Raw genomic sequence first — 24,552 nt, 5'->3', positions numbered from 1 at the left:
TTTTCATCTCCTTCGTCGCACTACTCGCACACGCGCTCCCTTCCTCTGTCTACGAGCGCTATCCGCCACGTGACCCTCTCTGCCGACCCTCTTGCTCTTACGCAAGCATCTCATCGGCGCCTCCATGCACGCCGCGGTCAACGTCTGTGCGCTTCCTCCCGCCGCGCCCTGCATGATGCCGCCGACGATCTGCTTGCCGAAGATCACGAAGACCAGCAGCAGCGGGAGCGTGCCGAGCAGCGCGCCGGCCATGATGACGGACTCGTCGGGGATGTAGCCGCGGCCGAGGCTGGTGAGCGCGACCTGCACGGTCGGGTTCTCCTGGGTCAGCGCGATGATCGGCCAGAAGAAGTCGTTCCAGGCCGCGACGAAGGTCAGCATGCCCAGGACCGCCATCGCGGGCCGGGCGGCCGGGAAGACCACGTGCCAGACGATCCGCAGGCTGCTGGCGCCGTCGACGCGGGCGGCCTCGATGATCTCGGTGGGCAGGGCCTGGGAGAGGTACTGCCGCATGAAGAAGACACCGAAGGCGCTGACGAAGGTCGGCAGGATGACCGCCTGGAGGTGGTTCGTCCAGTCGAGGTCCGCGATCCACAGGAACAGCGGCACCACGCTCAGCTGCGGCGGCACCATCATGGTGCCGATGGTCAGCATCAGCAGGAAGTTCTTCATCTTGAACTGCAGTTTGGCGAAGGCGAAGCCGGCGATGGTCGAGAACAGCACCGTGCCGATGGTGATGCTGCCGGCGACGATGGCCGTGTTCAGCAGCGCCGTGCTGAGGTTGGCCTCGGTCCACGCGGTCTGCAGGTTGCTGAAGAGGTTCGAGCCGAACCAGAACGGTGGCGGGGTCTGTGCCAGCCGCGAGTTCGTCCGGGAGGCGGCGATCGCGGTCCACACCAGGGGGAAGAGGGATATCGCCGTGAAGATGATCAGCACGATGTAGGTGAACGGGCCCGCGTGGAGCTGCCGTCCGGCCTTGGGCGCCCCGGGGGTGCGGCGCTTCGCCTTGCGGGGCGCGTCCGCTGCGCCGGCCGCCTGATCCGCCGGGTTGGTCGAGATGGTGGCCATCGTCGTCACCCCTCGTGGTTCTTGCGCAGCCAGCGGGCGACCAGCCCGTTGGCGGCGGCGATCAGCAGCAGGAGCAGGAACATCGCCCAGGCGATGGCCGAGGCCCGCCCGAGGTGGTAGTTCGTCCAGCCCTGCTCGTACAGGTACAGGCCCAGCGTCTGGAACTGGTGGGACGATCCGCCCTTCTCGCCGCCGGGGCCGCCGAAGAGGAACGGCTCACCGAACAGCTGGGTGGCGCCGATCGTCGAGACCACGATCGTGAAGAGGATCGTCGGCCGCAGCATGGGGATCGTCACGTGGCGGAACTGCTGCCAGCGCGAGGCGCCGTCCAGCGCGGCGGACTCGTACAGATCGTGCGGCACGGCCTGCATCGCGGCCAGGTAGATCAAGGTGTTGTAACCGGTCCAGCGCCAGATCACGATCGACGAGACGGCGATCTGGGAGGACCAGGTGCCCGCCCGCCAGTCGATGTGGTGGCTGAAACCGAGGTGCTCCAGCACCCAGTTGATCATGCCGTAGTCGGTGCCGAACATCAGCGTGAAGACCAGCGTGGCGGCGGCCACCGACGTGGCGTACGGGGTGAGCATCGCGACCCGGAAGAAGGTCGAGCCGCGCAGCTTGTAGTTGAGCAGGTGGGCCAGGCCCAGTGCGATGAGCAGCTGCGGGACGGTCGAGATCACACCGATGGTGAACGTGTTCTTCAGGGCGTTCCAGAAGAACTCGTCCTCCAGCAGGCGGGTGTAGTTGTGGAAGCCGACGAACTCCCGCGCGTCGAGGTTGGTCAGCTCCACCCGGTAGAAGGAGGACCAGCCCGTGTAGATCAGCGGGAAGAGGCCGAAGGCGGCGAAGAACAGGAAGAAGGGCGAGACGAAGGCGTACGGCATCGCCTTGACGTCCCACCGGTAGCGGCGGCTGCGCCAGCGGCCGCGTCGCTCGTCACGTGCGTCGCGCGGTCGGCCGGAGCCGCCGCGCGGGGCCGCGCCCCCCTCGGAGGGGGGCGCGGTCACTGCGGTCATGTCGGAGATCTCCGAAGCCATGCGGGTCACTGGTCCAGTGCGTTGTCGATTTCCTTCTCGGCAGCCGCCCAGCCCTGAGCAGGGGTCTTGCCCTGCTGCTCGACCTGCAGGATGCCGACGTCGGTGATGGCCGTGTAGATCTGCTGGTCCTTCGGACCGATCACCAGGGTCGGGATGCTCTTGGCCGCGTCGGCGAAGATCTGGCCGATCGGCGCGTTGCTGAAGTACTCGTGCTTGGCGTCCTTGACCTCGGGCAGGTCATAGGCGCCCGGGGCGCTCGGGAAGCTCGCCTGCTTGGCGAAGACCTTGGCCTGCTGCGCCGGGGCGGTCAGCCACGCGGCCAGCTTGACGGCCTCTTCCTTGTTCTTGCCGGCCGAGGGCACGCCGACGAAGGAGCCGCCCCAGTTGGCGGGCTTCGGCGCGGCGGCGACGTCCCACTTGCCCTTGCCGGCGTCGCCGGACTTCTCCTGGATGTAACCGAGCATCCACGACGGGCAGGGGAGCGAGGCGAAGCGGCCGTTGGCGAAGCCCTGGTCCCAGGCCTTGTCGAACAGCTTCAGCTTGGCGGTCATCTTGCCGGTGGTGGCCTCCATGGCCAGGTCCCAGGCCTCCTTCACGGAGGGGCTGGTCTTGTAGATGACCTTGCCGCTGCTGTCGTAGTAGCGCTCGGAGGCGCCGTTGCTGATCGCCTGGTAGAGGCCCGCGGCGGAGTCCAGGAACGTGGTGCCCTTGGGCGCGTTCTCGGTGTAGGTCTTGCCCGCGTCCAGGTACTTGTTCCAGTCGCCGGCCCAGAGCTTGGCGACCTCGGCGCGGTCGGTGGGCAGACCCGCCTTCTTGAACAGGTCGGTGCGGTAGCAGATGGCCATCGGGCCGATGTCGGTGCCGAGGCCGACGGTCTTGCCGTCGGAGGTGCTGGCCTGGGCCCACTTCCAGTCGAGGTAGTTCGACTTCTCGACGCCCTCGGCCTTGGAGAGGTCCTCGAACTTCGCCGCCTGGGTGGTGACGATCTCGTTGATGTTGCCGACCTCGATGGCCTGGATGTCGCTCAGGCCGCTGCCGGCGGCGAGGTGGGTGAGGAGCTGCGGGTAGTAGGCGTCGTTCCGCTCGATCACGTTCTCCTTGATCGTGATGTTCGGATGCGCCTTCTCGTACTCCTCGTACAGACCGGCCTGCTTGTAGCCGAAGACACCGAAGGTGCCGACCGTGAGGGTGATCTTGCCCTTGCCGTCACCCTCCGAGCCACCGGCCTTCGCGGGCTCGTCGCTGTCCTTGGAGCAGCCGGCGAGCAGGCTCACTCCGAGCGCGGCCACTGCGGTTATCGCTACGGCAGCGGTACGGCCTCGTGGCCGGGACGACTTCCTTGTCGTGCGCATTCGGGTCCTCCGGGATACGTGCGGGAAGTGTACGTGTTCGCTAGTGTGGGAGCGCTCCCACATGTGATGTGTTGAAGAGTCTCCGTTCCCCGATGAGGTGTCAAGGGAGCAGACGCTCTAAGTTGGCGCAGTTACCACCTCGTGATTGGGAGGCCGCAATGGTGATCGGCGGACGGCGCAGCGGCAGGCCGACGCTCGAAGAGGTCGCCGCGCGGGCCGGAGTGGGCCGGGGCACCGTCTCCCGGGTGATCAACGGATCACCTCGGGTGAGCGACCACGCCAAGGCCGCGGTCGAGGCCGCCATCGCCGAGCTCGGCTACGTCCCCAACCGCGCGGCGCGCGCCCTGGCGGGCAACCGGACGGACGCGATCGCCCTGGTCATCCCGGAGGCGGAGACCAGGCTCTTCGCCGAGCCGTACTTCTCCGACATCATCCGGGGCGTGGGCGCGGAGCTGGCCGACACCGACATGCAGCTGCTGCTCACGCTGCTGCGGACGCCCAAGGAACGGCAGCGCTTCGCCCAGTACCTCACCGCCCACCGGGTCGACGGCGTCCTGCTGGCCTCGGTGCACGAGGACGACCCGCTGCCCGACCTGCTGGAGCAGCTGGAGATGCCGACGGTGCTCAGCGGCCGCCGCTCCGACCTGGAGTCGGTGTCGTACGTCGATTCCGACAACGTCGGCGGCGCCCGTTCGGCGGTCGCGCACCTGCTGGGGCTCGGGCGCAGGAGCGTCGCGACCATCACCGGGCCGCTGGACATGTACGTCGCCCGCTGCCGCCTCGACGGGTACCGCCAGGCGGTCGAGGGCGCCGGGCTGGTCCACGACAACGCGCTGGTCGCGGCCGGCGACTTCACCGAGGAGGGCGGCCGCGCCGCGATGCGGGCGCTGCTGGAGCGCCGCCCCGACGTCGACGCGGTCTTCGCGGCCTCGGACGTCATGGCCGGCGGCGCGCTGCAGGTGCTGCGCGAGCGGGGCCGGCGGGTGCCCGACGACGTGGCGCTGATCGGCTTCGACGACTCCGCCATCGCGCGCCACACCGACCCGCCCCTGACCAGCGTGCGGCAGCCGATCGAGGAGATGGGCCGCACCATGGCGCGGGTGCTGCTGGAGGAGATCGCGGCGAGCACCGCCACCCGCCGGCACGTCGTGCTGTCGACCGAACTGGTGCGCCGCGAGTCCGCGTGACCGCCGCCCCGGCGGACCGCGGTGCCAAGTGACCCGTGCGCCCGGAGGAGTTGGCCCGGATACCGGGGGGTGAGCCCCGTCACGTGAGGAGGCTCACGGTGTGACATGGGCCCACGGGGCGCCATCGGCGGCTCTTTGTCACACCCCTCTCCTAAAATCAAGACATGCCACCGACCGTTCTGGACCGCCGCTCCGTCGAAGCCGCCAATGAGGCCATACGGCGGTACGTCGCGGGCCGGCGCACCTGGTCGCGCGCCGAACTGGCCGAGCTGGACCGCCTCCGCGGGATCTGGCAGGCCGCCCGCCAGGGCCAGGGCGACGCCCCGGCCCGCCGCCTTCCGGGCGAGGACTGACACCGCCCCGGCAATGCCGACAGAGGATGTCGGGTATGCCGGGGAGCATGGCGGCATGACGACCAGCTGGACAGACTTCCAGGAAGCACAGCCCGGCCTCGCCGAGGCCGTGCGCACCCGATTCGGCGGCTACAAGCACCACGTCCTCGGCACCCTCCGCGCCGACGGCTCACCCCGGCTCAGCGGCATCGAGGCCGAGTTCCGGCTCGGCGAGCTGTGGCTCGGCATGATGCCCGGCTCCCGCAAGGCCCTCGACCTGCGCCGCGACCCGCGCTTCGCGCTCCACGTCAACCCCGGTCCCGACACCTCCATGGACGGGGGCGACGTACGGATCTCCGGACGCGCCGTCGAGGTCACCGACCCGGCGGCGATCGCCCGCTTCACCGGCGAGGTGACGGTGCCCGAGGGGCCCTTCCACCTCTTCCGCGCCGACATCGCCGAGGTCGTGCGCACCTACGTCGAGGACCCCGACCTCGTCCTGCAGGTGTGGCGGCCCGGCGGTCCGCTGCGCACCGTGCGCCGCGGCAACGACGAGTCGCCCCCGCGCACGGACGGCTGAGGTGCCGTCAGTTCTCGGGGAAGGGGCTGTCCCCGCGCGCCACGGTCGCGAGGAGCCCGGAGAAGTACCGCTGGACCATCTGGTGGAGCTGGTGGCCGAAGCTGATCCGCGCCACCCCCAGCTCCGCCAGACGGGCCGGTGAGGGCCCGCCCGGCCGGGACAGCACGTTGACCGGGCGGCCGTCCACGGCCTCGACGACGGCCCGGACGGTGGCCTCGTCCAGCGCCCCGATCGGGTAGACGCAGTCCGCGCCCGCCTCCAGGTACGCCCGTGCCCGGCCCGCCGCGTCCGCCAGCCGCTGCGCGGGGGCGCCGCCGCCGCGGAGGAAGCAGTCCGTCCGGGCGTTGATCACCAGCTCCGGGGCCGCCGCGCGCAGGGCGGCGATGTACGCCGCCTGCTCCACGGGGTCGGCCAGCAGCCCCGTGCGGTGGTCGGTGTCCTCCAGGTTGCAGCCCACGGCGCCGGTCGCGGCCAGCCGCTCCGCCAGTTCCGCGGGCGGCAGCCCGTAGCCGCGCTCCATGTCGGCGGTCACCGGCACGGGGACGGCACGGGCGATGCGGGCGACCGCGGCGCACATCTCGTCCGCGGGCGTTCCCTCCTGGTCCTGGTAGCCCAGGGCGGGCGCCACGGCCGCGCTCCCGGTGGCGACCGCCGGGAAGCCCGCGTCGGCCACGGCACGCGCCGAGGCGGCGTCCCAGACGTTCGGCAGGACCAGCGGGTCGCCCGGCACGTGCAGGGCGCGGAGTCGAGAGGCGAGGGCCGTACGGGAAGGCTCGGTGCTCATGCCCTCCACGCTACGAGCGCGGGCCCGGACTCGCCGAGGGCCATTCACCCGTCGTGCGGCAGGGCCACTTCGGGTGCGCCGGGCGCCGGGGTGCCGCAAGCTGGACGGGTGAGCACCACCCCGATCGTCGTGTCCCCCGTCCAGGCAGGGGATCCGCCCTTCCGCATCGTGCAGATCGACGGGGAACCCGTCGGCATCGCCCATGACCTGCTCGACGTCGTCCGCATCGCCCTCGACGCCGGGCGGGAGCACGTCGACTTCGACGACCCCCAGGCCGTGCGCTGGCTCGGCGGGGGCAAGTACCACTGGGCCCCGTGAGGCGCTCCGGACGTCCGGTCCTCCGTACGGTTGCGTAAGATCCACTTCCCGCGATTGGGTGGTCCGCATGACTCGGACCCTCTACCTCTTCGCCGGTGCCGCCCCCTCCGTCTTCGACGTCGCGCGCGTCATCGAGGACGCCCAGGTGCGCGGCTGGGACGTCTGCCTCGGCCTGACGCCCACCGCGGCCCGCTGGCTGGAGCCGAGCCTGGACGGACTGGCCGCGCTGACCGGCCGCCCGGTGCGCCACGAGTACCCGCTGCCCGGCCGGCCCGAGGTCTGGCCCCCGGCCGACGTGATCCTGGTGGCCCCGGCCACCTTCAACACGATCAACGGGTGGGCACTGGGCCTGACGGAGACGTTCGTGGCCGGCACCCTCGCCGAGGGCATCGGCAAGCGCGTCCCGATGGTGGCGATGCCGTCCGTGAACGCGGCGCTCATGCAGCACCCGCAGTACGAGCGCTCGCTGGAGACCCTGCGCGCCGCCGGGGTCACGGTGCTCTTCGGCGACGCCGGATCCGGCCCGGAGTACCCCTGGCAGCCGGCGCTCGCCGCCGCCGAGGCGGTCGCGGGCTGACCCGCCGCCCGGGGTCACGAGCGCCCGGGGACGAGGAAGGCCCGGTCCGCTTCCGCGGGCCGGGCCTTCCCTGGTGAGGGTGAGTGACGGGACTCGAACCCGCGGCATCCTGGACCACAACCAGGTGCTCTACCAGCTGAGCTACACCCACCATGACCGGTGATTCCTACTGCTTCCCACCGGCCGAGAAAAAGTGTACAGGGTCCGGAGGGGTGCTCGCTGCCACGTTTTCCGTGGGTCGCTCAGTCCGAGGTTTCCGCAGGCAGGACGTACTTCGCGGCGATCGAACGCGCCGTGTCGGTGTCCGGCCCGGGCTGGGGCACGAAGACCGCCTCGCGGTAGTAGCGCAACTCCGCGATGGACTCGCGGATGTCGGCGAGGGCGCGGTGGTTGCCGTTCTTCTCGGGGCTGGCGAAGTAGGCGCGCGGGTACCAGCGCCGGGACAGCTCCTTGATGGAGGAGACGTCCACGATGCGGTAGTGCAGGTGCTGCTCGAGCGTGGGCATGTCCCGGGCGAGGAAACCGCGGTCGGTGGAGACCGAGTTCCCGCACAGCGGCGCCTTGCGGGGCTCGGCCACGTACTGGCGGACGTAGTCCAGGACCAGCTTCTCCGCCTCCTCCAGCGTCACCCCGCCGTCGAGCTCCTCCAGCAGGCCGGAGGTGGTGTGCATCGTGCGGACGATCTCCGGCATGCTCTCCAGTGACTCGGCCGGCGGACGGATGACGATGTCCACCCCCTCGCCGAGCACGTTGAGCTCCGAGTCGGTGACGAGCGCCGCCACCTCGATCAGAGCGTCCTGGGCCAGGGAGAGCCCGGTCATCTCGCAGTCGATCCACACCATCCGGTCGTTCATACGTCTCACCCTACGGGGCGATCCCGCGGAGCAGGCATAGTCGCGCTGCGGCTGCGTCCGTCACGGCCGTCCCGGTCACCGCGCGGCCGCCGGGCGCCGTGCGGCTCGCGGGCGTCGAAACGGCTGCCGGGCTGCTCCGGAATGCGCGTCGCGTAGGGCGGCTCGGCGTCGGTCTTGGCCGTGCCCGGGCCACCGCCGGGACCGGCCTGTCCCGCGATCTGCAGCACCCCGCCGTGACCGCGGTCCGCGGTGGCGGTGGGCACGGGGCTGCGGCGCGGGGCCGGCACCGGGCCGCCGGCCGCCTCGCCGCCGCGTGGTTCCCGGGCGGCGGCGAGCGAGGGGTCCGGGTCGTCCTGCGGGCGCCGGGCCCGGTAGGCCGCCCGGTACGAGGCGGGGGAGGAACCGAGCTGGCGGCGGAAGTGACCGCGCAGCGCGACGGGCGAGCGGAAGCCGCAGCGCGCGGCGACCTCGTCCACGGAGTAGTCGGAGGTCTCCAGCAGCCGCTGGGCCTGCAGGACGCGCTGGGTGATCAGCCACTGCAGGGGCGCGCTGCCGGTCAGCGTGCGGAAGCGGCGGTCGAAGGTGCGGCGGCTCATGTAGGCGCGGGCGGCGAGGGTCTCCACGTCGAACTGCTCGTGCAGGTGCTCCAGCGCCCAGGCGACGACCTCGGCGAGCGGATCGCCGCCGATCTCCTCCGGTAAAGAGCGGTCGAGGTGCCGGGGCTGGCCGCCCCAGTCGCCGCGCCGCGGCGGCACGACCAGCCGGCGGGCGAGCGCGTTGGCGGCCTCGCCGCCGTGGTCGCTGCGTACGACGTGCAGGCACAGGTCGATGCCGGCGGCGGTGCCCGCGCTGGTGAGGACGTCGCCGTCGTCGACGAACAGCTCGCGCGGGTCGACGTGGACGGAGGGGTAGCGCTTGGCGAGGGTCGGCGCGTACATCCAGTGCGTGGTGGCCGGGCGGCCGTCCAGCAGCCCCGCGGCGGCGAGCACGAAGGCGCCGGTGCACAGCCCGATGATGCGCGCGCCCTCCTCGTGGGCGCGGCGCAGAGCGTCCAGCGCCTCGGCGGGCGGCGGCTGCGAGATCGAGCGCCAGGCGGGCACGACGACCGTGCCGGCCCGCGACAGCGCCTCCAGCCCGTACGGGGCCGACAACTCCAGCCCGCCGGTGGTGCGCAGCGGGCCGTCCTCACCGGCGCAGACCAGCAGCCGGTAGCGCGGCACACCCGCGTCCTGGCGGTCGATGCCGAACACGGAGAGCGGGATCGAGCTCTCGAAGATGGGGCCGCCGCTGAACAGCAGTACGGCGACGACCTCCTGACGGCGTCGAGCCGACAACTTGCGCGGTCCACGGCCCTGTTGGGTGGTGGCGGACGGGCCGGCCGGGCCTGACGGAACGGAGGTGCTCACCGGGACGCCGGACGCTCCCGGGACGTGCGGGACGCCCGGTGCCCCCGTCGACGCGGACGGTGCGGTGGACATGCCGGCGGCCGACTGGATCTCCGCCATGGTGCCGGTCCTGGACTCCTGTGTCATGGAGCTCAAGCCCCCCTCGGTCGTCTGGTCCTCTCGGTCCTGCACGGGTCCCCCGCCGTTGTCACTCAAGATCGAATCTACTGGTTCCGCTGTACCCGCAGTGGCAAGTTCACCACCTGCCGGTATGTCGACATGACCACGTGGCGTGAAGCATTCGATCACGAAGCGTTCCCCTCGTGAAGTGTGCCTTCCGCGAGGGGGACCGGCGCACAACGCCCGTGCGCCCCCTCATTCCGCTTCCGCCCTGGTGGCGGCGGGGGTTGTGGCACATGATCCCAAGTCCCCTTGCCCATAGGGAAGTTGGCCGAAAATGATGGGAAGTCCTGTACGCACCCCTGGTCAGCGCTCCGTCGTACGCCCCTTGTGTGGCCGGAGAACGAGTGCGCCCCCTGTGCCTCGCACGGCCGGGAGGACGATTCCGGATATGGCCGGAGGCGGACAGCGGGAGAGGGCCGGGCGCGAGGTGACTTGTCCGATTGGCGACGGGGCGTTGCGCTCGGCGGCCGGCTCCGGCATTCTCCTGGAAACTCCGGGGTAGGGGGACGCTGTGAGGGCGTCTGCGCATCTGTGCAGGGGCCCACAGTCGCCGTACTCTGGAGTCAGCGGGAAGGGCAGCCCCTTACCGGTCGAAATCAGGCCGGTCCCGCGGCCCCCGCACTGTTGTTGTCCGCCCACTCGGCGCTCCCGGCGCCGACCTTGCCGAGAAACCGCATCATGGCCGGTTACGAGCTCCCCGAGCCCGCCGACGGAAAGCCGCTCGCCGAATCGGCGGCGGTCCCGGAGGCGGCCTGCGAGCCGCGCACTTCCTGTGATCCCGCCTTCCGGCACGGCGTGGTCGTCGGTTTCGACGGCTCCGTGTCGAGTGAACGGGCCCTCGCGTACGCCATCGGCATGGCACGCCGGTCCGGTTCGGCGCTGATCATCGTGCACGTCGCCAACCGGCTCCCGGCGACCGTGTGGGCGGGCTGCGAGCCGCCCGTCTTCGTCGACGTCCCCGACCACCGCACCGAGGTGCTCGGCCTGGAACTCGCCTGCGCCGACCACCTGTCGGAGGTCCCGTGGATCCTGGTCGAGCGCGGCGGCGACATCTGCCACGAGCTGGAGGAGGTCGGCCGGGAGTACGAGGCCGACGCCATCGTGGTGGGTGGGACGCACGGGATCATCGGCAAGATCTTCGGGTCGGTCGCCGGACGGCTCGCGCGGCGTGCCCAGCGGCCTGTCGTGGTCATTCCATAACGATTCGGTGCACGCCGCCGTGAATACGGCCTCCGCAGGATTGCTTGTGCCCTTGTGAAGGGTATCTCATCAGCAGTTTCTTCCCTCGTACACGAAGGGGGCCCGCGGTGGACAACGACGTCTCCACGGCGCGCACGGCAGGAGCCGGTGCTACGGCTCTGGGATATCTGACACTCGGCCTGACGCTGATCGCCTACGGGCTGCTCAGCACCGGCGTATTCGACAACACCGCGGCGGCGGACGCCGCGCGGCTCGCGCTGGTCGTCGGCGGCGTCACGCAATTCGTCGCCGGCATGTGGGAGTTCTACGGTGGCAACGGCTTCACCGGCACCGCCTTCGCCTCACTGGGCGCCTTCTGGGTGACCTGGTCGGCGGGGTCCGGCGCGGGCGCGAGCAAGGAGGCCGCCGGGCTCTTCATGCTCCTGTGGGCGCTGCTGGCGCTCAGCCTGACCATGGCCGCGTGGCAGATGGGCGGTGTGGCACAGGCGGTCTTCGGGCTGCTGACCGTGGCCACGGCCCTGTCCGGCATCGCGGCGCTCGCCTCCAACAGCGGCCTCGGCAAGGCGGCCGGCTGGGTCGGCCTCGCGGCCGGCGCGGTCGCCTGGTACGGCGGGACCGCACTGCTCACCAACGCCACGTGGGGCAGGCGCGCCCTCGCCGACGGCTGGCGGCTGGCCATGCCGCACCGCGGGCACGCGGCCTGACGTCCGGGGAGGCAACGGCGAGGCCCCCCGCGCCCTTCGGCGCGGGGGGCCTCGTGCGTGCCGGGGCCGTCGGCTACTCGACCGTCACGGACTTCGCGAGGTTGCGCGGCTTGTCGATGTCCCGGCCCAGGGCCAGCGCCGTGTGGTAGGCCAGCAGCTGGAGCGGGATGCCCATCAGGATCGGGTCGAGCTCGTCCTCGTTCTTCGGGACGACGATCGTGTGGTCCGCCTTCGCCTGCTCCTGGTGCGCGACCGCCAGGATCCGGCCGCTGCGGGCCTTGATCTCCTCCATCGCGGCGCGGTTCTTCTCCAGCAGCGAGTCGTCCGGGATGATCGCGACCGTCGGCATCGCGGGCTCGATCAGGGCCAGCGGGCCGTGCTTGAGCTCGGAGGCCGGGTAGGCCTCGGCGTGGATGTAGGAGATCTCCTTCAGCTTCAAGGACGCCTCCAGCGCCACCGGGTAGCCGCGCACCCGGCCGATGAACATCATCGACTTGGCCTCCGCGTATTCGGCCGCCAGCTTCTTGATGTCCTCCTCCTGCGTGAGGATCTCCTGGATCTGCTCGGGCAGCCTGCGCAGGCCCTCGATGATCCGTTTGCCGTCGGCCACCGACAGGTCGCGGATGCGGCCCAGGTGCAGGGCGAGCAGCGCGAAGGCGACGACGGTGTTGGTGAAGCACTTGGTGGAGACGACGCAGACCTCGGGGCCGGCGTGGACGTACATGCCGCCGTCGGTCTCACGGGCGATCGCGGAACCCACCACGTTCACCACGCCGAGGACGCGGGCGCCCTTGCGCTTGAGCTCCTGGACGGCCGCCAGCACGTCGTACGTCTCACCGGACTGCGAGACGGCGATGTAGAGGGTGTCGGGGTCCACGACCGGGTTGCGGTAGCGGAACTCGGAGGCCGGCTCGGAGTCGGCGGGGATGCGGGCCAGGCCCTCGATCAGCGAGGCACCGATCATCCCGGCGTGGTACGAGGTGCCGCAGCCGAGGATCTTCACGCGGCGGATGCCGCGGGCCTCGCGGGCGTCGAGGTTCAGGCCGCCCAGGTGCACGGTGGAGAACTTGTCGTCGATCCGGCCGCGCAGCACGCGGTCGACCGCGTCGGGCTGCTCGCTGATCTCCTTGTGCATGTACGTGTCGTGACCGCCCATGTCGTAGGAGGCGGCCTCCCACTCCACGGTCTCGGGGGTGGCCGTGGTGCGGGTGCCCGAGGTCGTGTAGGTGCGGAAGTCGTCGGCCTTCAAGGTGGCCATCTCGCCGTCGTCGAGGGTGACGACCTGGCGGGTGTGGGAGATCAGCGCGGCGACGTCGGAGGCGACGAACATCTCCTTCTCGCCGATGCCGAGGACCACCGGCGAGCCGTTGCGGGCCACGACGATCCGGTCGGGGAAGTCGGCGTGCATGACGGCGATGCCGTACGTGCCCTCGATGACCTTCAGCGCCTCGCGGACCTTCTCCTCCAGGGACTCGGCCTGGGAGCGGGCGACGAGGTGGGTGATCACCTCGGTGTCGGTCTCGGAGGCGAAGACCACACCGTCGGCCTCCAGCTTGGCGCGCAGCTCGGCGGCGTTGTCGACGATCCCGTTGTGGACGACGGCGACCTTGCCCTCGGTGTCGAGGTGGGGGTGCGCGTTCTCGTCGCTGGGGGCGCCGTGGGTGGCCCAGCGGGTGTGGGCTATGCCGGTGGTGCCGGCGAAGCGCTTGGGGACCCGTGCCTCCAGCTCACGGACCCGGCCCTTGGCCTTGACGGCCTTGAGCCCGCCGGACTTGCCGGCGACCACGATGCCCGCGGAGTCGTAACCGCGGTACTCCAGCCGCTGCAGGCCCTCCAGCAGCAGCGGGGCGACATCACGCTTCCCGATGTAGCCGACGATTCCACACATGTTTCCGTCCCTCCCGGTCGCTCGAGGCGGCCCGGTCTCGCTGTCAGCCGTAGACGATGCGGCGCAGCTGCCGCAGTGAGTACCCGGGCGGGGTGACCGCCCGGTACGGCAGCTCGGCCGTGATCTGTTCGAAGATCTCCGCGTTCTGCAGACCCTTGGCCTGCAGCTCGCGGTGGCGGCGCCGTACGAAGTCCTCGGCCGTCTCGTCGAAGTACGCCAGGATGTCGAGGACCACCCGGGCGGCCTCACCGCGTTGCAGCGGCGTGGTCCGCACCAGGTGGTCGACGAGGTCGTCATGTGTCGTCCGGCGTTCGAGCACCGGTCGATAGTGAGGGAAGGAGGAGGCTGATCGCAAGATTTCTGCCCGATATCGGGCAGGGAGGTGGCGAAAACTACGCCGGAAGGCCGAGCTCGCGCGCGATCAGCATGCGCTGCACCTCGCTGGTGCCCTCGCCGATCTCCAGGATCTTGGAGTCCCGCCACATGCGCGCGACCGGGTACTCGTTCATGAAGCCGTAGCCGCCGTGCACCTGGGTGGCCTCGCGGGCGTTGGTGACCGCGATCTCCGAGGAGTAGAGCTTGGCCATCGCCGCCTCCTTCTTGAAGGGCTCCCCTGCGACCAGCCGGGACGCCGCGTCCCGCCAGGCCAGCCGGGCGGTGTGGGCGCGCATCTCCATGTCGGCGAGCTTGAAGGCGACCGCCTGGTTGCTCCCGATCGGGCGGCCGAAGGCGGTGCGCTCCTTGGCGTACGCCACCGACTCGTCCACACAGCCCTGGGCCAGACCGGTGGCCAGCGCCGCGATGGCGATCCGGCCCTCGTCCAGGATGCGCAGGAACTGGGCGTAGCCCCGGCCCCGCTCGCCCAGCAGGTTGGCGGCCGGCACGCGGCAGTCGGAAAAGGACAGCTCGCGGGTGTCGGAGGCGTTCCAGCCGACCTTGCTGTACTTCTTCGACACGGTGAAGCCCGGGGTGCCGGAGGGCACGATGATCGAGGAGATCTCCGGGCGGCCGTCCTCCTTGCGGCCGGTGACGGCCGTGACCGTGACCAGCGAGGTGATGTCGGTGCCCGAGTTGGTGATGAAGCTCTTGGTGCCGTTGATCACCCACTCGCCGGTCGCCTCGTCCAGCCGGGCCGTGGTGCGGGTGCCGCCGGCGTCGGAGCCGCAGTCCGGCTCGGTCAGCCCGAAGGCGCCCAGCTGCTCGCCGGAGGTCAGCTGGGGCAGCCACTGCCGCTTCTGCTCCTCGGTGCCGAAGCGGAAGACCGGCATGGCGCCGAGCGAGACCCCCGCCTCCAGGGTGATCGCCACGGAGGAGTCCACCCGGGCGAGCTCCTCCAGGGCGATGCAGAGGGCGAAGTAGTCGCCGCCCATGCCGCCGTACTCCTCGGGGAAGGGGAGGCCGAACAGGCCCATGCGGCCCATCTCGCGGATGATCTCGTAGGGGAACTCGTCGTGCTCGTAGAACTCGCCGATCTTCGGCGCGACGACGTCGTGCGCGAACTCCTCCACCGTGCGGCGGAGTTCCTCGTACTCGGCGGGGAGCCGGTGGGCGGTCGTCATGGCTGTGGTCACTCCTGGTGGGAGAGGGCGCGGACGGTACGGGACGGGCTCGGTCGGCCCAATTGCTCCGCCATCCACACGCTGGTGGCGGTGAGGCGGCTGAGGTCGACCCCGGTCTCGACGCCGAGGCCGTCGAGCATCCAGACCAGGTCTTCGGTGGCGAGGTTCCCGGTGGCGCTCTTGGCGTACGGGCAGCCGCCGAGGCCGCCGGCGGAGGCGTCGACGACGCCCACGCCGTGCCGGAGGGCGGCCAGGGTGTTGGACAGTGCCTGGCCGTAGGTGTCGTGGAAGTGGACGGCGAGCCGCTCGACGGGCACGTCCAGGCCGGTCAGGGCGTCGAGCAGCGCCACGACGTGGCCGGGGGTGGCGACGCCGATGGTGTCGCCGAGGCTCAGCTCGTCGCAGCCCAGGTCGTGGAGCCGGCGGGCCACCGCGGCCACCTGCGGGACGGGCACGGGGCCCTCCCACGGGTCGCCGAAGCACATCGACAGGTAGCCGCGCACCCTCGCCCCCGCCTCCTTGGCGGCGGCGACGACGGGAGCGAACATCTCCAGCGACTCGTCGACCGTGCGGTTGAGGTTGGCCTTCGCGAAGGACTCGGTCGCGCTGCCGAAGACGGCGACCTCGCGCACCCCCAGGGTCAGGGCCCGCTCCAGCCCGCGCTGGTTGGGCACCAGCACGGGCAGCCGGATCCCGTCGCCCAGGTCGTCCAGCAGCGGCATCAGCTGCTCGGCGTCGGCGAGCTGGGGCACCCACTTGGGGTGCACGAAGCTGGTCGCCTCGATGGTGGTCAGCCCGGCGTCGGCCAGGCGGTGCACAAACTCCGCCTTGACCTCCGTGGGCACCGTGGCCTTCTCGTTCTGCAGCCCGTCGCGTGCGCCGACCTCGTGGATGCGCACCCGCCGCGGGAGCCCGTCCAGGGGCACGGACATGGGCAGCCCGGGAGTTCGCTCGACGGCCATCACCCGGCCTCCTCCTGGTGCGGGGCGACGACCGCGAGCACCTGGTCCATCGCGACGGTGCTGCCCGGGGTCACGTCGATCTCGGTGACGGTGCCGTTGTGCGGGGCGGTGATGACGTGCTCCATCTTCATCGCCTCCACCACGAGCAGGCTCTGGCCGGCGGTGACCTCGTCGCCCTTGGCGACCTTGACCACGGTCACCGTGCCCGGCATGGGCGCGGCCAGGGTGTCCACCCCGCCCGCCCCGGCCGCGCCGCGCAGCGCGGCCTCGACCGGGTCGTACGGCTGCAGGCGCCAGCCGTCGCCGTCCCTGCCCAGCCAGTCGCCGGCGTGGTCGAAGGCGTGCGTGACGCCGTCCCACTCGACGGTGATCCGCTGCCCGGAGCCGGGGAGCAGCCGGGCGCGCACCGCGGGGGCCTCGCCGATCCGCACCTCGGCCTGCGGGGCGCCGCCGCGGACGCGGACCCGCACGGCCTCGCCCCCGGGTACCCGCAGCCAGTGGTCGGTCCAGGCGGGCTCCCCGCCGAGCCGCCAGCCGCTCGGCACGGAGAAGGGGTCCCGCCAGGCTCCGTCGGCCGCCACCGGTTCCAGGGCGGCGTGGCGCAGCAGCGCGGCCGCCGCGTACACCTCGACGGGAACCTCGGAGGGCACCAGGCCCGCCAGCTCCCGGTCGATCAGGCCGGTGTCCATCTCGCCGGAGACGACGTCGGGGTGGGCCAGGAGGCGGCGCAGGAAACCGGTGTTGGTCTCCAGGCCCAGCACGGTCGTCCCGGCGAGGGCGGCCCGCAGCCGGCGCAGCGCCGTCGGGCGGTCGGGGCCGTACGCGATGACCTTGGCGAGCATCGGGTCGTAGGACGTGCCGATCTCGCTGCCCGCACTGAGCCCGGAGTCGACGCGCACGCCCTCGCCGACGGGCTCGTCCAGCGCCAGCACGGTGCCCGCCGACGGCAGGAAGTTGCGCGAGGGCACCTCGGCGCAGATCCGGGCCTCGACGGCGTGCCCGGTCAGGGCGACCTCGTCCTGTCCGAAGGACAGCCGCTCGCCCGCGGCGATCCGCAGCTGCCACTCCACCAGGTCCAGCCCGGTCACCAGTTCCGTGACGGGGTGCTCGACCTGGAGGCGGGTGTTCATCTCCATGAAGCAGTAGGCGGACGGGTCGGCGCCCGGGACGATGAACTCCACGGTGCCCGCGCCGACGTAGCCGCAGGACAGCGCGGCCTGCACGGCGGCGGCGCCCATGGCCGCCCGGGTCGCCTCGTCCAGCAGGACCGAGGGGGCCTCCTCGATCACCTTCTGGTGGCGGCGCTGCAGGGAGCACTCGCGCTCGCCGAGGTGCACCACGTTGCCGTGGCCGTCGGCCAGCACCTGGATCTCGATGTGCCGGGGACGGTCGATCCACCGTTCCACCAGCAGGGTGTCGTCCCCGAAGGAGCCGCGCGCCTCGCGGCGGGCGGCCGCGATCTCCTCGGGGAGCAGCGTCGTGTCGCGCACCAGGCGCATGCCCTTGCCGCCGCCGCCCGCGGAGGGCTTCAGCAGCACGGGGGTGCCGATCTCCAGGGCGGCGGCCGTCAGCTGCTCGTCGGTGAGCCCGCTGCCGCTGCTGCCCGGCACCACCGGGACCCCGGCCTCGCGGACGGTCTCCTTGGCGCGGATCTTGTCGCCCATGAGCTCGATGGCCCGGGCGGGCGGCCCGATGAAGGCGAGCCCCGCATCCGCGCAGGCACGGGCGAAGGCGGCGTTCTCGGCGAGGAACCCGTAGCCGGGGTGGACGGCCTGGGCGCCGGTGCGGGCGGCCGCCTCCAGCAGCCGCTCGATCGACAGGTAGCTCTCGGACGCCGCCGCCGGGCCGATGCGCACGGCGGTGTCGGCCTCGCGCACATGGCGGGCCCCGGCGTCGGCATCGCTGAAGACGGCGACCGAACGGATCCCGAGCCGCCGCAGGGTGCGGATGACGCGGACCGCGATCTCGCCGCGGTTGGCCACCAGGACGGTGTCGAACATCGCTGACATCTGAGTGCTCCCCCTACATCCGGAAGACGCCGAAGCCCGGCGCCTGCGGATCGCGTTGCGGAATCGGCGCGTTGGCGCACGCGGTCAGGGCCAGTCCCAGCACCTGGCGGGTCTGCAGGGGGTCGATGACCCCGTCGTCCCACAGCCGGGCCGTCGCGTAGTAGGCGTTGCCCTGCTCCTCGTACTGGGCGCGGATGGGGGCCTTGAAGCCCTCCTCGTCCTCCGCCGCCCAGGTGTCGCCGGCTGCCTCGATCTGGTCGCGCTTGACGGTGGCCAGCACCGAGGCGGCCTGCTCGCCGCCCATGACGGAGATCTTGGCGTTGGGCCACATCCACAGGAAGCGCGGCGAATAGGCGCGGCCGCACATCGAGTAGTTGCCCGCGCCGTAGGAGCCGCCGATGACCACGGTCAGCTTGGGCACCCGGGTCGTGGCCACCGCGGTGACCATCTTGGCGCCGTGCTTGGCAATGCCGCCCGCCTCGTACTGACGGCCCACCATGAAGCCCGAGATGTTCTGCAGGAAGAGCAGCGGGATGCCGCGCTGGTCGCACAGCTCGATGAAGTGCGCGCCCTTCTGGGCCGATTCGGAGAACAGGATGCCGTTGTTGGCGACGATCCCGACCGGGTGGCCGTGGATCCGGGCGAAGCCGGTGACCAGCGTCGTGCCGTACTCGGCCTTGAACTCCGCGAAGCGGCTGCCGTCGACGAGGCGGGCGATGACCTCGCGGACGTCGTAGGGGGTGCGCGAGTCGACCGGGACCGCGCCGTAGAGCCCGGCCGGGTCGACGGCGGGCTCCTCGACGGGTCCGACCGTCCACGGCAGCGCGCCGCGGGCGGGCAGGGTCGCCACGATGTTCCGCACGATGCGCAGCGCGTGGGCGTCGTCCTCGGCCAGGTGGTCGGTGACGCCGGAGGTGCGGGAGTGCACCTCGCCGCCGCCGAGCTCCTCGGCCGTGACCACCTCGCCGGTGGCGGCCTTCACCAGCGGCGGGCCGCCCAGGAAGATCGTGCCCTGGCCGCGGACGATCACCGCCTCGTCGCTCATCGCGGGGACGTAGGCGCCGCCCGCCGTGCAGGAGCCGAGGACGGCGGCGACCTGCGGGATGCCGCGCGCGGACAGGGTGGCCTGGTTGAAGAAGATCCGCCCGAAGTGGTCGCGGTCGGGGAAGACCTCGTCCTGCTTCGGCAGGAAGGCGCCGCCGGAGTCGACCAGGTAGACGCAGGGCAGCCGGTTGTCCAGGGCGATCTCCTGGGCGCGCAGGTGCTTCTTGACCGTCATCGGGTAGTACGTGCCGCCCTTGACGGTGGCGTCGTTGGCGACGATCACGACCTCGCGGCCGGCGACCCGGCCGATCCCGGCGACGACGCCGGCGGCCGGGGCCTGGCCGTCGTACATGCCGTCGGCGGCCAGCGGGGCGAGCTCCAGGAAGGGCGATCCGGGGTCGAGCAGCCCGTCCACGCGGTCGCGGGGGAGCAGCTTGCCGCGCGCGGTGTGCCGGGCGCGGGCCTTCTCGCCGCCGCCGAGCGCGGCGGCGGCGAGCTTCTCGCGCAGCCGCGCGGACAGCTCGGCGTGCGCCTTCTCGTTGGCGCGGTAGGCCTCGCTCGCCGGATCCGCGGCGCTGGCGAGGACGGGTGCTTCCATGTCACGGGCCCCCGGAGGAGTTAGCGGTCGTTAACGTGTTGTCGACCACGTTAGCGGTCGTTAACACGGCTGTCTAGAATGGTAGGACGATGAGATGGCGGGGGGCATCCGCAGACCGGACGCCTCGCGGAAAGGTGCGGTGTGGAGCCCACGAGGACGGCGGCCAAGGCGGCCAGCGGCAGGCGCGACCAGATCCTGAGGGAGGCCGCGCGGCTCTTCGCCGAGCGCGGGTTCCACGGGGTCGGCGTGGACGAGATAGGGGCGGCCGTCGGCATCAGCGGCCCCGGGCTGTACCGGCACTTCGCGGGCAAGGACGCGATGCTCGCCGAGCTGCTCGTCGGGATCAGCGGCCGGCTGCACTCCGCGGGCCGCATGCGGGTGGCCGAGGCCGACGGCGCGGCCGCCGCGCTGGACGCCCTGGTCCGCGGGCACATCGACTTCGCGCTGGACGACCGGGCGCTGATCACCCTCCACGACCGCGAACTGGACCGGCTCCGCGACTCCGACCGCAAGCTCGTGCGCCAACTGCAGCGCCAGTACGTCGAGCAGTGGGTCACGGTCGTCCGCGAGGTCCACCCGGGGGCGGCCGAGCCCGAGGTCCGCGCGGCCGTGCACGCCGTCTTCGGCCTGCTCAACTCCACCCCGCACCTCGGCCCGCACGGGGGGCTGCCCGGCCGCGCGGCGACCGCCGTGCTGCTGCACCGGCTGGCCCTGGGCGCCTTTGCCGCTCTGGACAGCGCGCACAACCGGGAAGTAACTTACTGAGCGCTTGCTTATCGCCCAGTGTGCAGAGGAGGCGCCAAGTGCGTCGCACGGTATTCAACGAGGACCACGAGGCCTTCCGGGAGACGATCCGGGACTTCATCGCCTACGAGGTCGTGCCCGTCTACCCCGAGTGGGAGGAGGCGGGGTACCCGCCCCGCGACTTCTACCGGCGCCTGGGCGAGCTGGGCATCTTCGGCATCGAGGTGCCCGAGGAGTACGGCGGCGCCGGCATCACGGGCTGGAAGTTCAGTGCGGTGGTGACCGAGGAGTGCGCCCGCGCCGGCGTCAGCTTCGGCAGCAGCGGCGTGCACACCGGCCTGGTGCTCCCGTACCTCCTGGAGTTCGCCAACGAGGAGCAGAAGAAGCGCTGGCTGCCCGACTTCATCAGCGGCGACATGATGACCGCCATCGCCATGACCGAGCCCGGCACCGGCTCCGACCTGGCCGGCATGACCACCACCGCGAAGCTCTCCGAGGACGGCACCCACTACGTCCTCAACGGCGCCAAGACCTTCATCACCGGCGGCGTGGTCGCCGACCGCGTGCTCGTCGTCTGCCGCACCTCGCCGGCCACCCCGGAGGACCGCCGCCGCGGTCTGTCGATCCTCGCGGTCGACACCACGAGCGAGGGCTACGCCGTCGGCCGCAAGCTGGAGAAGATCGGCCTGCGCACCTCCGACACCGCGGAGCTGTCCTTCACCGACGTCAAGGTCCCCGTCGAGGACCTGCTCGGCGAGGAGGGCAAGGCCTTCTCCTACCTCGCCCACAACCTGCCGGTCGAGCGCCTCGCGATCGCCTTCGGTTCCTACGCCCAGGCCGACGCCGCCGTCCGCTTCGCGGCCCAGTACGTGCGCGACCGCAAGGTCTTCGGCAAGAGCGTCGCGGAGTTCCAGAACACCAAGTTCGTGCTCGCCGAGTGCGCCTCCGACGTCGACGCCATGCAGGCCGTCGTCGACCGCGCCCTGGAGGCCCACGAGCTCGGCGACTTCACCGCCGCCGACGCCGCGCGCGCCAAGCTCTTCTGCACCGAGACCGCGGCCAAGGTCATCGACCGCTGCCTCCAGCTGCACGGTGGCTACGGCTACATGCTGGAGTACCCGATCGCCCGCCTGTACGCGGACAACCGCGTGCACCGCATCTACGGCGGCACCAGCGAGGTCATGAAGTCGATCATCGCCAAGTCGATGGGGCTGTGACCGGACGGTCCGCCGACCCCGAGAGACACACGTGACCAACCACGCACTGCAGTCCCTGCTCGATCTCCTCGACCTCGAGCGGATCGAGCAGGACATCTTCCGCGGCGCCAGCCGCCCCGCCGTCGTCCCCCGCGTCTTCGGGGGCCAGGTCGCCGCACAGGCGCTGGTCGCGGCGGGGCGCACGGTCCCGGAAGGACGCGACGCCCACTCCCTGCACGCCTACTTCCTGCGCATGGGCGACCCGGGCGCGCCGATCGTCTACCAGGTCGACCGCATCCGCGACGGCCGCTCCTTCACCACCCGCCGGGTGGTCGCGGTGCAGCACGGGCAGCCGATCTTCCACCTGTCCGCGTCCTTCCAGACGTACGAGGACGGGCTGGAGCACCAGGAGCCGATGCCGCCGGCGCCCGACCCGGAGAGCCTGCCCACCGGCGAGGAGCTGTTGCGGCCGCACAGGGACCGGTTCCCCGACCCCTCGGTCGTGGACCGCCTCCTGGAGGCGCGCGCCGCCGTCGACCTGCGCTACGTCGACGCCCCGCCCTTCCTCGCCGCCGGGGCCGGGCCGCGTGAGCCCCGCTCCCAGGTGTGGTTCCGCACCAACGGGAAGCTCGCCGACGACCCGTTGCTCCACGTCTGCCTCGCCACCTACGTGTCGGACATGACGCTGCTGGACTCCGTGCTGCTCGCCCACGGGCGCGGCGGCTGGGCGGTCGGCGACGTGGTGGGCGCCAGCCTGGACCACGCCATGTGGTTCCACCGGCCGTTCCGCGCCGACGAGTGGCTGCTGTACGACCAGCAGAGCCCCTCGGCCTCCGGCGGGCGCGGGCTCGGCACGGCGCGCATCTACACTCAGGACGGGCGGCTCGCCGTCTCCGTCATCCAGGAGGGCGTGGTCCGCGTACCGCGGGACTGAGCCGCCGGGTCACCGGGTCACCGGTCCGCGGCCAGCGGCAGTGTCGCCCGCACCAGGAAGCCGCCGTCCGGCTCCGGACCCGCGTCCAGGGTGCCGCCCAGCTGGGCGGCGCGCTCGCGCAGCCCGGTCAGGCCGTGGCCGCCGGACGGCAGCACCGGGCCGGGCGCCCCCCCGCCGCACGGCGCGTTGCGCACCGCGACGTGCAGCGCGTCGGCGGCCAGCCGTACGGTCACCTCGGTGCGCGCGCCGGGAGCGTGCTTGCGCACGTTGGTCAGGGCCTCCTGCACGGTGCGGTACGCCGCGTGCTGCACCGGCGGCGGGCACCCGGGCCGGCCCAGGCCGGGCAGGTCGCCGTGCACCTGCGGCCCGGCCGCGGCGAGCAGCGTGGGCAGCTCCGCGAGGCCCGGGCCGGCGTCCTCGCCGCCCACCGCCACCGGCATCCGCAACAGCCCCACCATGTGCCGCAGTTCGTCCAGGGCGTCGCGGCTGAGCTGCCGCACCGTACCGGCCGCGGCCCGTGCCTCCTCGTCCCGGGCGGTCACCTCCAGCGCGCCCGACTGCACGGCGATCAGGCTGATGTGGTGGGCCACGGTGTCGTGCATCTCCCGCGCGAGCCGGGTGCGCTCCCGCACCACCGCCCGTTCCGCGGCCAGCCGCCGTTCCCGCTCCCGGCTCTCCGCCAGTTCGGCGAGCCGCGCCGCGAGTTCACGGCGTGACGCGGCGAGCAGCCCCAGCGCCGTCGGGGCCACGGCGAGCAGCGCCGACAGCAGCACCGCGAGCACGGTCGCCGCGGGGGCCCAGTCGACCTCCCCGATCCACGGCCAGGGGAAGAACGACACAAAGGCGACGGCCGCTGCGCTGCCCAGCGTCACCACCATGGGCGGCGGGATCCGCCTCCGGCCGGGGAGCGGCTGCGGCCCCCGCCGCAGCAGCCGCCGGGCGCGGGCCACGGTCAGGGCGCCGCCGTCGGCGGCGATCGTGTACAGCGCGGCCATGGGAGCCAGCCACACATAGCCCAGCGACAGGGCGGGCAGCGTCGCCAGCAGCACCGTCAGCGGCAGCCGGCGGCGCAGCACGAGGGCGCCGGCGGCCACGTACGCCGCCGACAGCGCGAGGGGACCGCCCAGGGAACGGGTCGCCCAGGCCTCGGTCGCCGCGACGGCGACCAGGCACCCGTCGACGGCGGCCCGGGGGAGTCTCACGCGGCGCTCCCCGGCGAGAGCCCGGCCCGGTGCGCCAGGATCGCCAGTGACACCCGGTTCGGCGCGTCGAGCTTGCGCAGCAGGGCGCGGACGTGGTCCTTCACCGTGGCGACGGTGATGTGCAGCCGCTCGGCGATCTCCAGGTTCGACAGGCCCCCGGCGACCAGCAGCAGCACCTCCCGCTCCCGTCCGGTCAGCCGGTCCAGGGGCGCCCCGGCTGGGTCGGCCTCCTGGGCGTCGGCCGTGCCCAGGTAGCCGTCGACCACGGCGCGGCTGACGGTGGGCGTGAAGACCGTCCCGCCGGAGGCGAGCACGCGGACGGCGTCGATGAGGGTGGCGACCGCCGTGTCCTTGAGCAGGAAGCCGGTCGCGCCCGCGCGCATGGCGGCGGTGATGTGGGCGCTGGTGTCGAATCCGGTGAGCATCGCGACGGCCGGCGGATCGGGCAGCGCACGTACGGCCCGCAGCACGGTCAGCCCGTCGGGTTCCGGCATCACCGTGTCCAGGAGCACCAGGTCGGGCCTGCGCGCGCGGACGGCGGCCAGTGCCGTGCGGCTGTCGCAGTCCGCGACCACCCCGATGTCGCCCGCGGACTCCAGGATGCGCCGCAGGGCGGTCCTGACCAGTGTCTCGTCGTCGACGATCACGACCCGTATCACGATCCCGCGCCTTTCTCCGGACGGCCTTCCACTCCACCCGAGGGTGGACTGCGAACTCCATCCCGGGGTTGATCCACCGGCGGCGCCGGACCGGAAGAATCGACGGCGATCGTAACGAGCACGCCGCCGGGTCGCATGTCCGGGCGGCCGTGCCCGTCGGTCGACGGGGGAAACGGGGGCCTACGGGGGAAAACGG

The 24,552-nt window shown here is 72.0% G+C and carries 23 protein-coding genes, 1 tRNA gene and 1 pseudogene; 10 read left to right on the top strand and 15 right to left on the bottom strand.

Going from position 1 to position 24,552, the window contains the following annotated elements:
- Positions 1-153: 153 nt before the first annotated feature.
- The 3 genes and pseudogenes from PV350_RS28380 to PV350_RS28370 all read right to left on the bottom strand — a co-directional run.
- Positions 154-1,068 (bottom strand): annotated as a pseudogene (locus tag PV350_RS28380) (carbohydrate ABC transporter permease); the annotation flags it as partial.
- Between the two features lie 5 nt (positions 1,069-1,073).
- Positions 1,074-2,105 (bottom strand): carbohydrate ABC transporter permease, encoded by a 1,032-nt coding sequence (locus PV350_RS28375; protein WP_499512010.1) that lies wholly within the window; start codon positions 2,103-2,105, stop codon positions 1,074-1,076.
- 5 nt (positions 2,106-2,110) lie between these two features.
- Complete coding sequence (locus tag PV350_RS28370) at positions 2,111-3,457, bottom strand: ABC transporter substrate-binding protein (RefSeq protein WP_499512009.1); 1,347 nt, start codon at positions 3,455-3,457, stop codon at positions 2,111-2,113.
- A gap of 158 nt (positions 3,458-3,615) precedes the next feature.
- Here PV350_RS28370 and PV350_RS28365 point away from each other — a divergent pair, with 158 nt between their 5' ends.
- The 3 genes from PV350_RS28365 (at position 3,616) to PV350_RS28355 (ending at position 5,556) form a co-directional block, all read left to right on the top strand.
- On the top strand, positions 3,616-4,644 hold the full coding sequence (locus PV350_RS28365; protein ID WP_499512008.1) for a LacI family DNA-binding transcriptional regulator: 1,029 nt from the start codon (positions 3,616-3,618) through the stop codon (positions 4,642-4,644).
- 164 nt (positions 4,645-4,808) lie between these two features.
- Complete coding sequence (locus PV350_RS28360; protein WP_500322782.1) at positions 4,809-4,997, top strand: hypothetical protein; 189 nt, start codon at positions 4,809-4,811, stop codon at positions 4,995-4,997.
- Between the two features lie 55 nt (positions 4,998-5,052).
- Complete coding sequence (locus PV350_RS28355; protein WP_499512006.1) at positions 5,053-5,556, top strand: pyridoxamine 5'-phosphate oxidase family protein; 504 nt, start codon at positions 5,053-5,055, stop codon at positions 5,554-5,556.
- A 7-nt stretch (positions 5,557-5,563) separates the two neighbouring features.
- Here the strand turns inward: PV350_RS28355 and PV350_RS28350 are convergent, their stop codons facing one another.
- Positions 5,564-6,340 (bottom strand): isocitrate lyase/PEP mutase family protein, encoded by a 777-nt coding sequence (locus tag PV350_RS28350; RefSeq protein ID WP_500336761.1) that lies wholly within the window; start codon positions 6,338-6,340, stop codon positions 5,564-5,566.
- A gap of 108 nt (positions 6,341-6,448) precedes the next feature.
- Here PV350_RS28350 and PV350_RS28345 point away from each other — a divergent pair, with 108 nt between their 5' ends.
- Both PV350_RS28345 and PV350_RS28340 read left to right on the top strand, forming a co-directional pair.
- The gene (locus PV350_RS28345; RefSeq protein WP_499512004.1) at positions 6,449-6,658 is read left to right on the top strand and encodes a hypothetical protein; all 210 of its coding nucleotides are present in this window, start codon (positions 6,449-6,451) and stop codon (positions 6,656-6,658) included.
- 67 nt (positions 6,659-6,725) lie between these two features.
- Positions 6,726-7,235 (top strand): flavoprotein, encoded by a 510-nt coding sequence (locus PV350_RS28340; RefSeq protein ID WP_499512003.1) that lies wholly within the window; start codon positions 6,726-6,728, stop codon positions 7,233-7,235.
- Positions 7,236-7,313: 78 nt separating this feature from the next.
- On the opposite strand, the gene PV350_RS28335 is transcribed toward PV350_RS28340, so the two are convergent.
- From PV350_RS28335 to PV350_RS28325, 3 genes are all read right to left on the bottom strand, one after another.
- Positions 7,314-7,386: transfer RNA gene (locus tag PV350_RS28335), tRNA-His, on the bottom strand.
- A gap of 91 nt (positions 7,387-7,477) precedes the next feature.
- Positions 7,478-8,089, bottom strand: coding sequence for an oligoribonuclease (gene orn, locus PV350_RS28330; RefSeq protein ID WP_499512002.1), 612 nt, complete (start codon positions 8,087-8,089; stop codon positions 7,478-7,480).
- A gap of 5 nt (positions 8,090-8,094) precedes the next feature.
- Complete coding sequence (locus PV350_RS28325; RefSeq protein ID WP_499512001.1) at positions 8,095-9,621, bottom strand: helix-turn-helix domain-containing protein; 1,527 nt, start codon at positions 9,619-9,621, stop codon at positions 8,095-8,097.
- Between the two features lie 714 nt (positions 9,622-10,335).
- On the opposite strand from PV350_RS28325, the gene PV350_RS28320 reads away from it, so the two are divergent.
- Together PV350_RS28320 and PV350_RS28315 are read left to right on the top strand one after the other, a co-directional pair.
- Positions 10,336-10,857, top strand: a complete 522-nt coding sequence (locus PV350_RS28320) for a universal stress protein (RefSeq protein ID WP_499512000.1) — start codon at positions 10,336-10,338, stop codon at positions 10,855-10,857.
- 107 nt (positions 10,858-10,964) lie between these two features.
- Positions 10,965-11,561: an acetate uptake transporter gene (locus PV350_RS28315; RefSeq protein ID WP_499511999.1), complete on the top strand. Its 597-nt coding sequence runs from the start codon at positions 10,965-10,967 to the stop codon at positions 11,559-11,561.
- Between the two features lie 73 nt (positions 11,562-11,634).
- On the opposite strand, the gene glmS is transcribed toward PV350_RS28315, so the two are convergent.
- The 6 genes from glmS to PV350_RS28285 all read right to left on the bottom strand — a co-directional run bounded on the left by glmS (position 11,635) and on the right by PV350_RS28285 (position 19,621).
- Positions 11,635-13,449, bottom strand: coding sequence for a glutamine--fructose-6-phosphate transaminase (isomerizing) (gene glmS, locus PV350_RS28310; protein WP_499511998.1), 1,815 nt, complete (start codon positions 13,447-13,449; stop codon positions 11,635-11,637).
- A 43-nt stretch (positions 13,450-13,492) separates the two neighbouring features.
- A complete protein-coding gene (locus PV350_RS28305; protein WP_499511997.1) occupies positions 13,493-13,768 on the bottom strand; it encodes a hypothetical protein in 276 nt (91 codons plus the stop codon).
- 73 nt (positions 13,769-13,841) lie between these two features.
- Entirely contained in the window at positions 13,842-15,008 is a 1,167-nt protein-coding gene (locus PV350_RS28300) for an acyl-CoA dehydrogenase family protein (protein WP_499511996.1), read from the bottom strand.
- 8 nt (positions 15,009-15,016) lie between these two features.
- Positions 15,017-15,970 (bottom strand): hydroxymethylglutaryl-CoA lyase, encoded by a 954-nt coding sequence (locus tag PV350_RS28295; RefSeq protein ID WP_500336757.1) that lies wholly within the window; start codon positions 15,968-15,970, stop codon positions 15,017-15,019.
- Positions 15,970-17,970 (bottom strand): acetyl/propionyl/methylcrotonyl-CoA carboxylase subunit alpha, encoded by a 2,001-nt coding sequence (locus PV350_RS28290; protein WP_499516841.1) that lies wholly within the window; start codon positions 17,968-17,970, stop codon positions 15,970-15,972. Before PV350_RS28290 ends, PV350_RS28295 begins: the two co-directional genes overlap by 1 nt.
- A 22-nt stretch (positions 17,971-17,992) precedes the next feature.
- Positions 17,993-19,621, bottom strand: a complete 1,629-nt coding sequence (locus tag PV350_RS28285) for a carboxyl transferase domain-containing protein (protein ID WP_499511994.1) — start codon at positions 19,619-19,621, stop codon at positions 17,993-17,995.
- Positions 19,622-19,762: 141 nt separating this feature from the next.
- On the opposite strand from PV350_RS28285, the gene PV350_RS28280 reads away from it, so the two are divergent.
- Genes PV350_RS28280 through PV350_RS28270 form a run of 3 tightly spaced genes read left to right on the top strand, consistent with a single transcriptional unit; the run spans position 19,763 to position 22,495 of the window.
- Positions 19,763-20,386, top strand: a complete 624-nt coding sequence (locus PV350_RS28280) for a TetR/AcrR family transcriptional regulator (RefSeq protein WP_499511993.1) — start codon at positions 19,763-19,765, stop codon at positions 20,384-20,386.
- Between the two features lie 38 nt (positions 20,387-20,424).
- Positions 20,425-21,582: an acyl-CoA dehydrogenase family protein gene (locus tag PV350_RS28275; protein WP_500336755.1), complete on the top strand. Its 1,158-nt coding sequence runs from the start codon at positions 20,425-20,427 to the stop codon at positions 21,580-21,582.
- Positions 21,583-21,613: 31 nt separating this feature from the next.
- On the top strand, positions 21,614-22,495 hold the full coding sequence (locus PV350_RS28270; protein ID WP_499511991.1) for an acyl-CoA thioesterase: 882 nt from the start codon (positions 21,614-21,616) through the stop codon (positions 22,493-22,495).
- Positions 22,496-22,512: 17 nt separating this feature from the next.
- Here PV350_RS28270 and PV350_RS28265 read toward each other — a convergent pair whose 3' ends face one another.
- Together PV350_RS28265 and PV350_RS28260 are read right to left on the bottom strand one after the other, a co-directional pair.
- The gene (locus tag PV350_RS28265) at positions 22,513-23,697 is read right to left on the bottom strand and encodes a sensor histidine kinase (protein WP_500336753.1); all 1,185 of its coding nucleotides are present in this window, start codon (positions 23,695-23,697) and stop codon (positions 22,513-22,515) included.
- The gene (locus PV350_RS28260; RefSeq protein ID WP_500336752.1) at positions 23,694-24,356 is read right to left on the bottom strand and encodes a response regulator; all 663 of its coding nucleotides are present in this window, start codon (positions 24,354-24,356) and stop codon (positions 23,694-23,696) included. The genes PV350_RS28265 and PV350_RS28260 overlap by 4 nt, the downstream gene beginning before the upstream one ends.
- Positions 24,357-24,552: the final 196 nt, after the last annotated feature.

The organism is Streptomyces sp. PA03-6a, from assembly GCF_033792765.1.
Lineage (GTDB): Bacteria > Actinomycetota > Actinomycetes > Streptomycetales > Streptomycetaceae > Actinacidiphila.
The sequence above is the reverse complement of the archived record's forward strand: the minus strand, read 5'-3'. Positions and strand labels throughout refer to the sequence as shown.

Bases quoted from the DNA above. Each gene is read 5' to 3' on its own strand.
- PV350_RS28375 (WP_499512010.1), bottom strand. From the start codon at position 2,105: ATGGCTTCGGAGATCTCCGACATGACCGCAGTGACCGCGCCCCCCTCC.
- PV350_RS28370 (WP_499512009.1), bottom strand. From the start codon at position 3,457: ATGCGCACGACAAGGAAGTCGTCCCGGCCACGAGGCCGTACCGCTGCC.
- PV350_RS28365 (WP_499512008.1), top strand. From the start codon at position 3,616: ATGGTGATCGGCGGACGGCGCAGCGGCAGGCCGACGCTCGAAGAGGTC.
- PV350_RS28360 (WP_500322782.1), top strand. From the start codon at position 4,809: ATGCCACCGACCGTTCTGGACCGCCGCTCCGTCGAAGCCGCCAATGAG.
- PV350_RS28355 (WP_499512006.1), top strand. From the start codon at position 5,053: ATGACGACCAGCTGGACAGACTTCCAGGAAGCACAGCCCGGCCTCGCC.
- PV350_RS28350 (WP_500336761.1), bottom strand. From the start codon at position 6,340: ATGAGCACCGAGCCTTCCCGTACGGCCCTCGCCTCTCGACTCCGCGCC.
- PV350_RS28340 (WP_499512003.1), top strand. From the start codon at position 6,726: ATGACTCGGACCCTCTACCTCTTCGCCGGTGCCGCCCCCTCCGTCTTC.
- orn (WP_499512002.1), bottom strand. From the start codon at position 8,089: ATGAACGACCGGATGGTGTGGATCGACTGCGAGATGACCGGGCTCTCC.
- PV350_RS28325 (WP_499512001.1), bottom strand. From the start codon at position 9,621: ATGACACAGGAGTCCAGGACCGGCACCATGGCGGAGATCCAGTCGGCC.
- PV350_RS28320 (WP_499512000.1), top strand. From the start codon at position 10,336: ATGGCCGGTTACGAGCTCCCCGAGCCCGCCGACGGAAAGCCGCTCGCC.
- glmS (WP_499511998.1), bottom strand. From the start codon at position 13,449: ATGTGTGGAATCGTCGGCTACATCGGGAAGCGTGATGTCGCCCCGCTG.
- PV350_RS28300 (WP_499511996.1), bottom strand. From the start codon at position 15,008: ATGACGACCGCCCACCGGCTCCCCGCCGAGTACGAGGAACTCCGCCGC.
- PV350_RS28295 (WP_500336757.1), bottom strand. From the start codon at position 15,970: ATGGCCGTCGAGCGAACTCCCGGGCTGCCCATGTCCGTGCCCCTGGAC.
- PV350_RS28290 (WP_499516841.1), bottom strand. From the start codon at position 17,970: ATGTTCGACACCGTCCTGGTGGCCAACCGCGGCGAGATCGCGGTCCGC.
- PV350_RS28285 (WP_499511994.1), bottom strand. From the start codon at position 19,621: ATGGAAGCACCCGTCCTCGCCAGCGCCGCGGATCCGGCGAGCGAGGCC.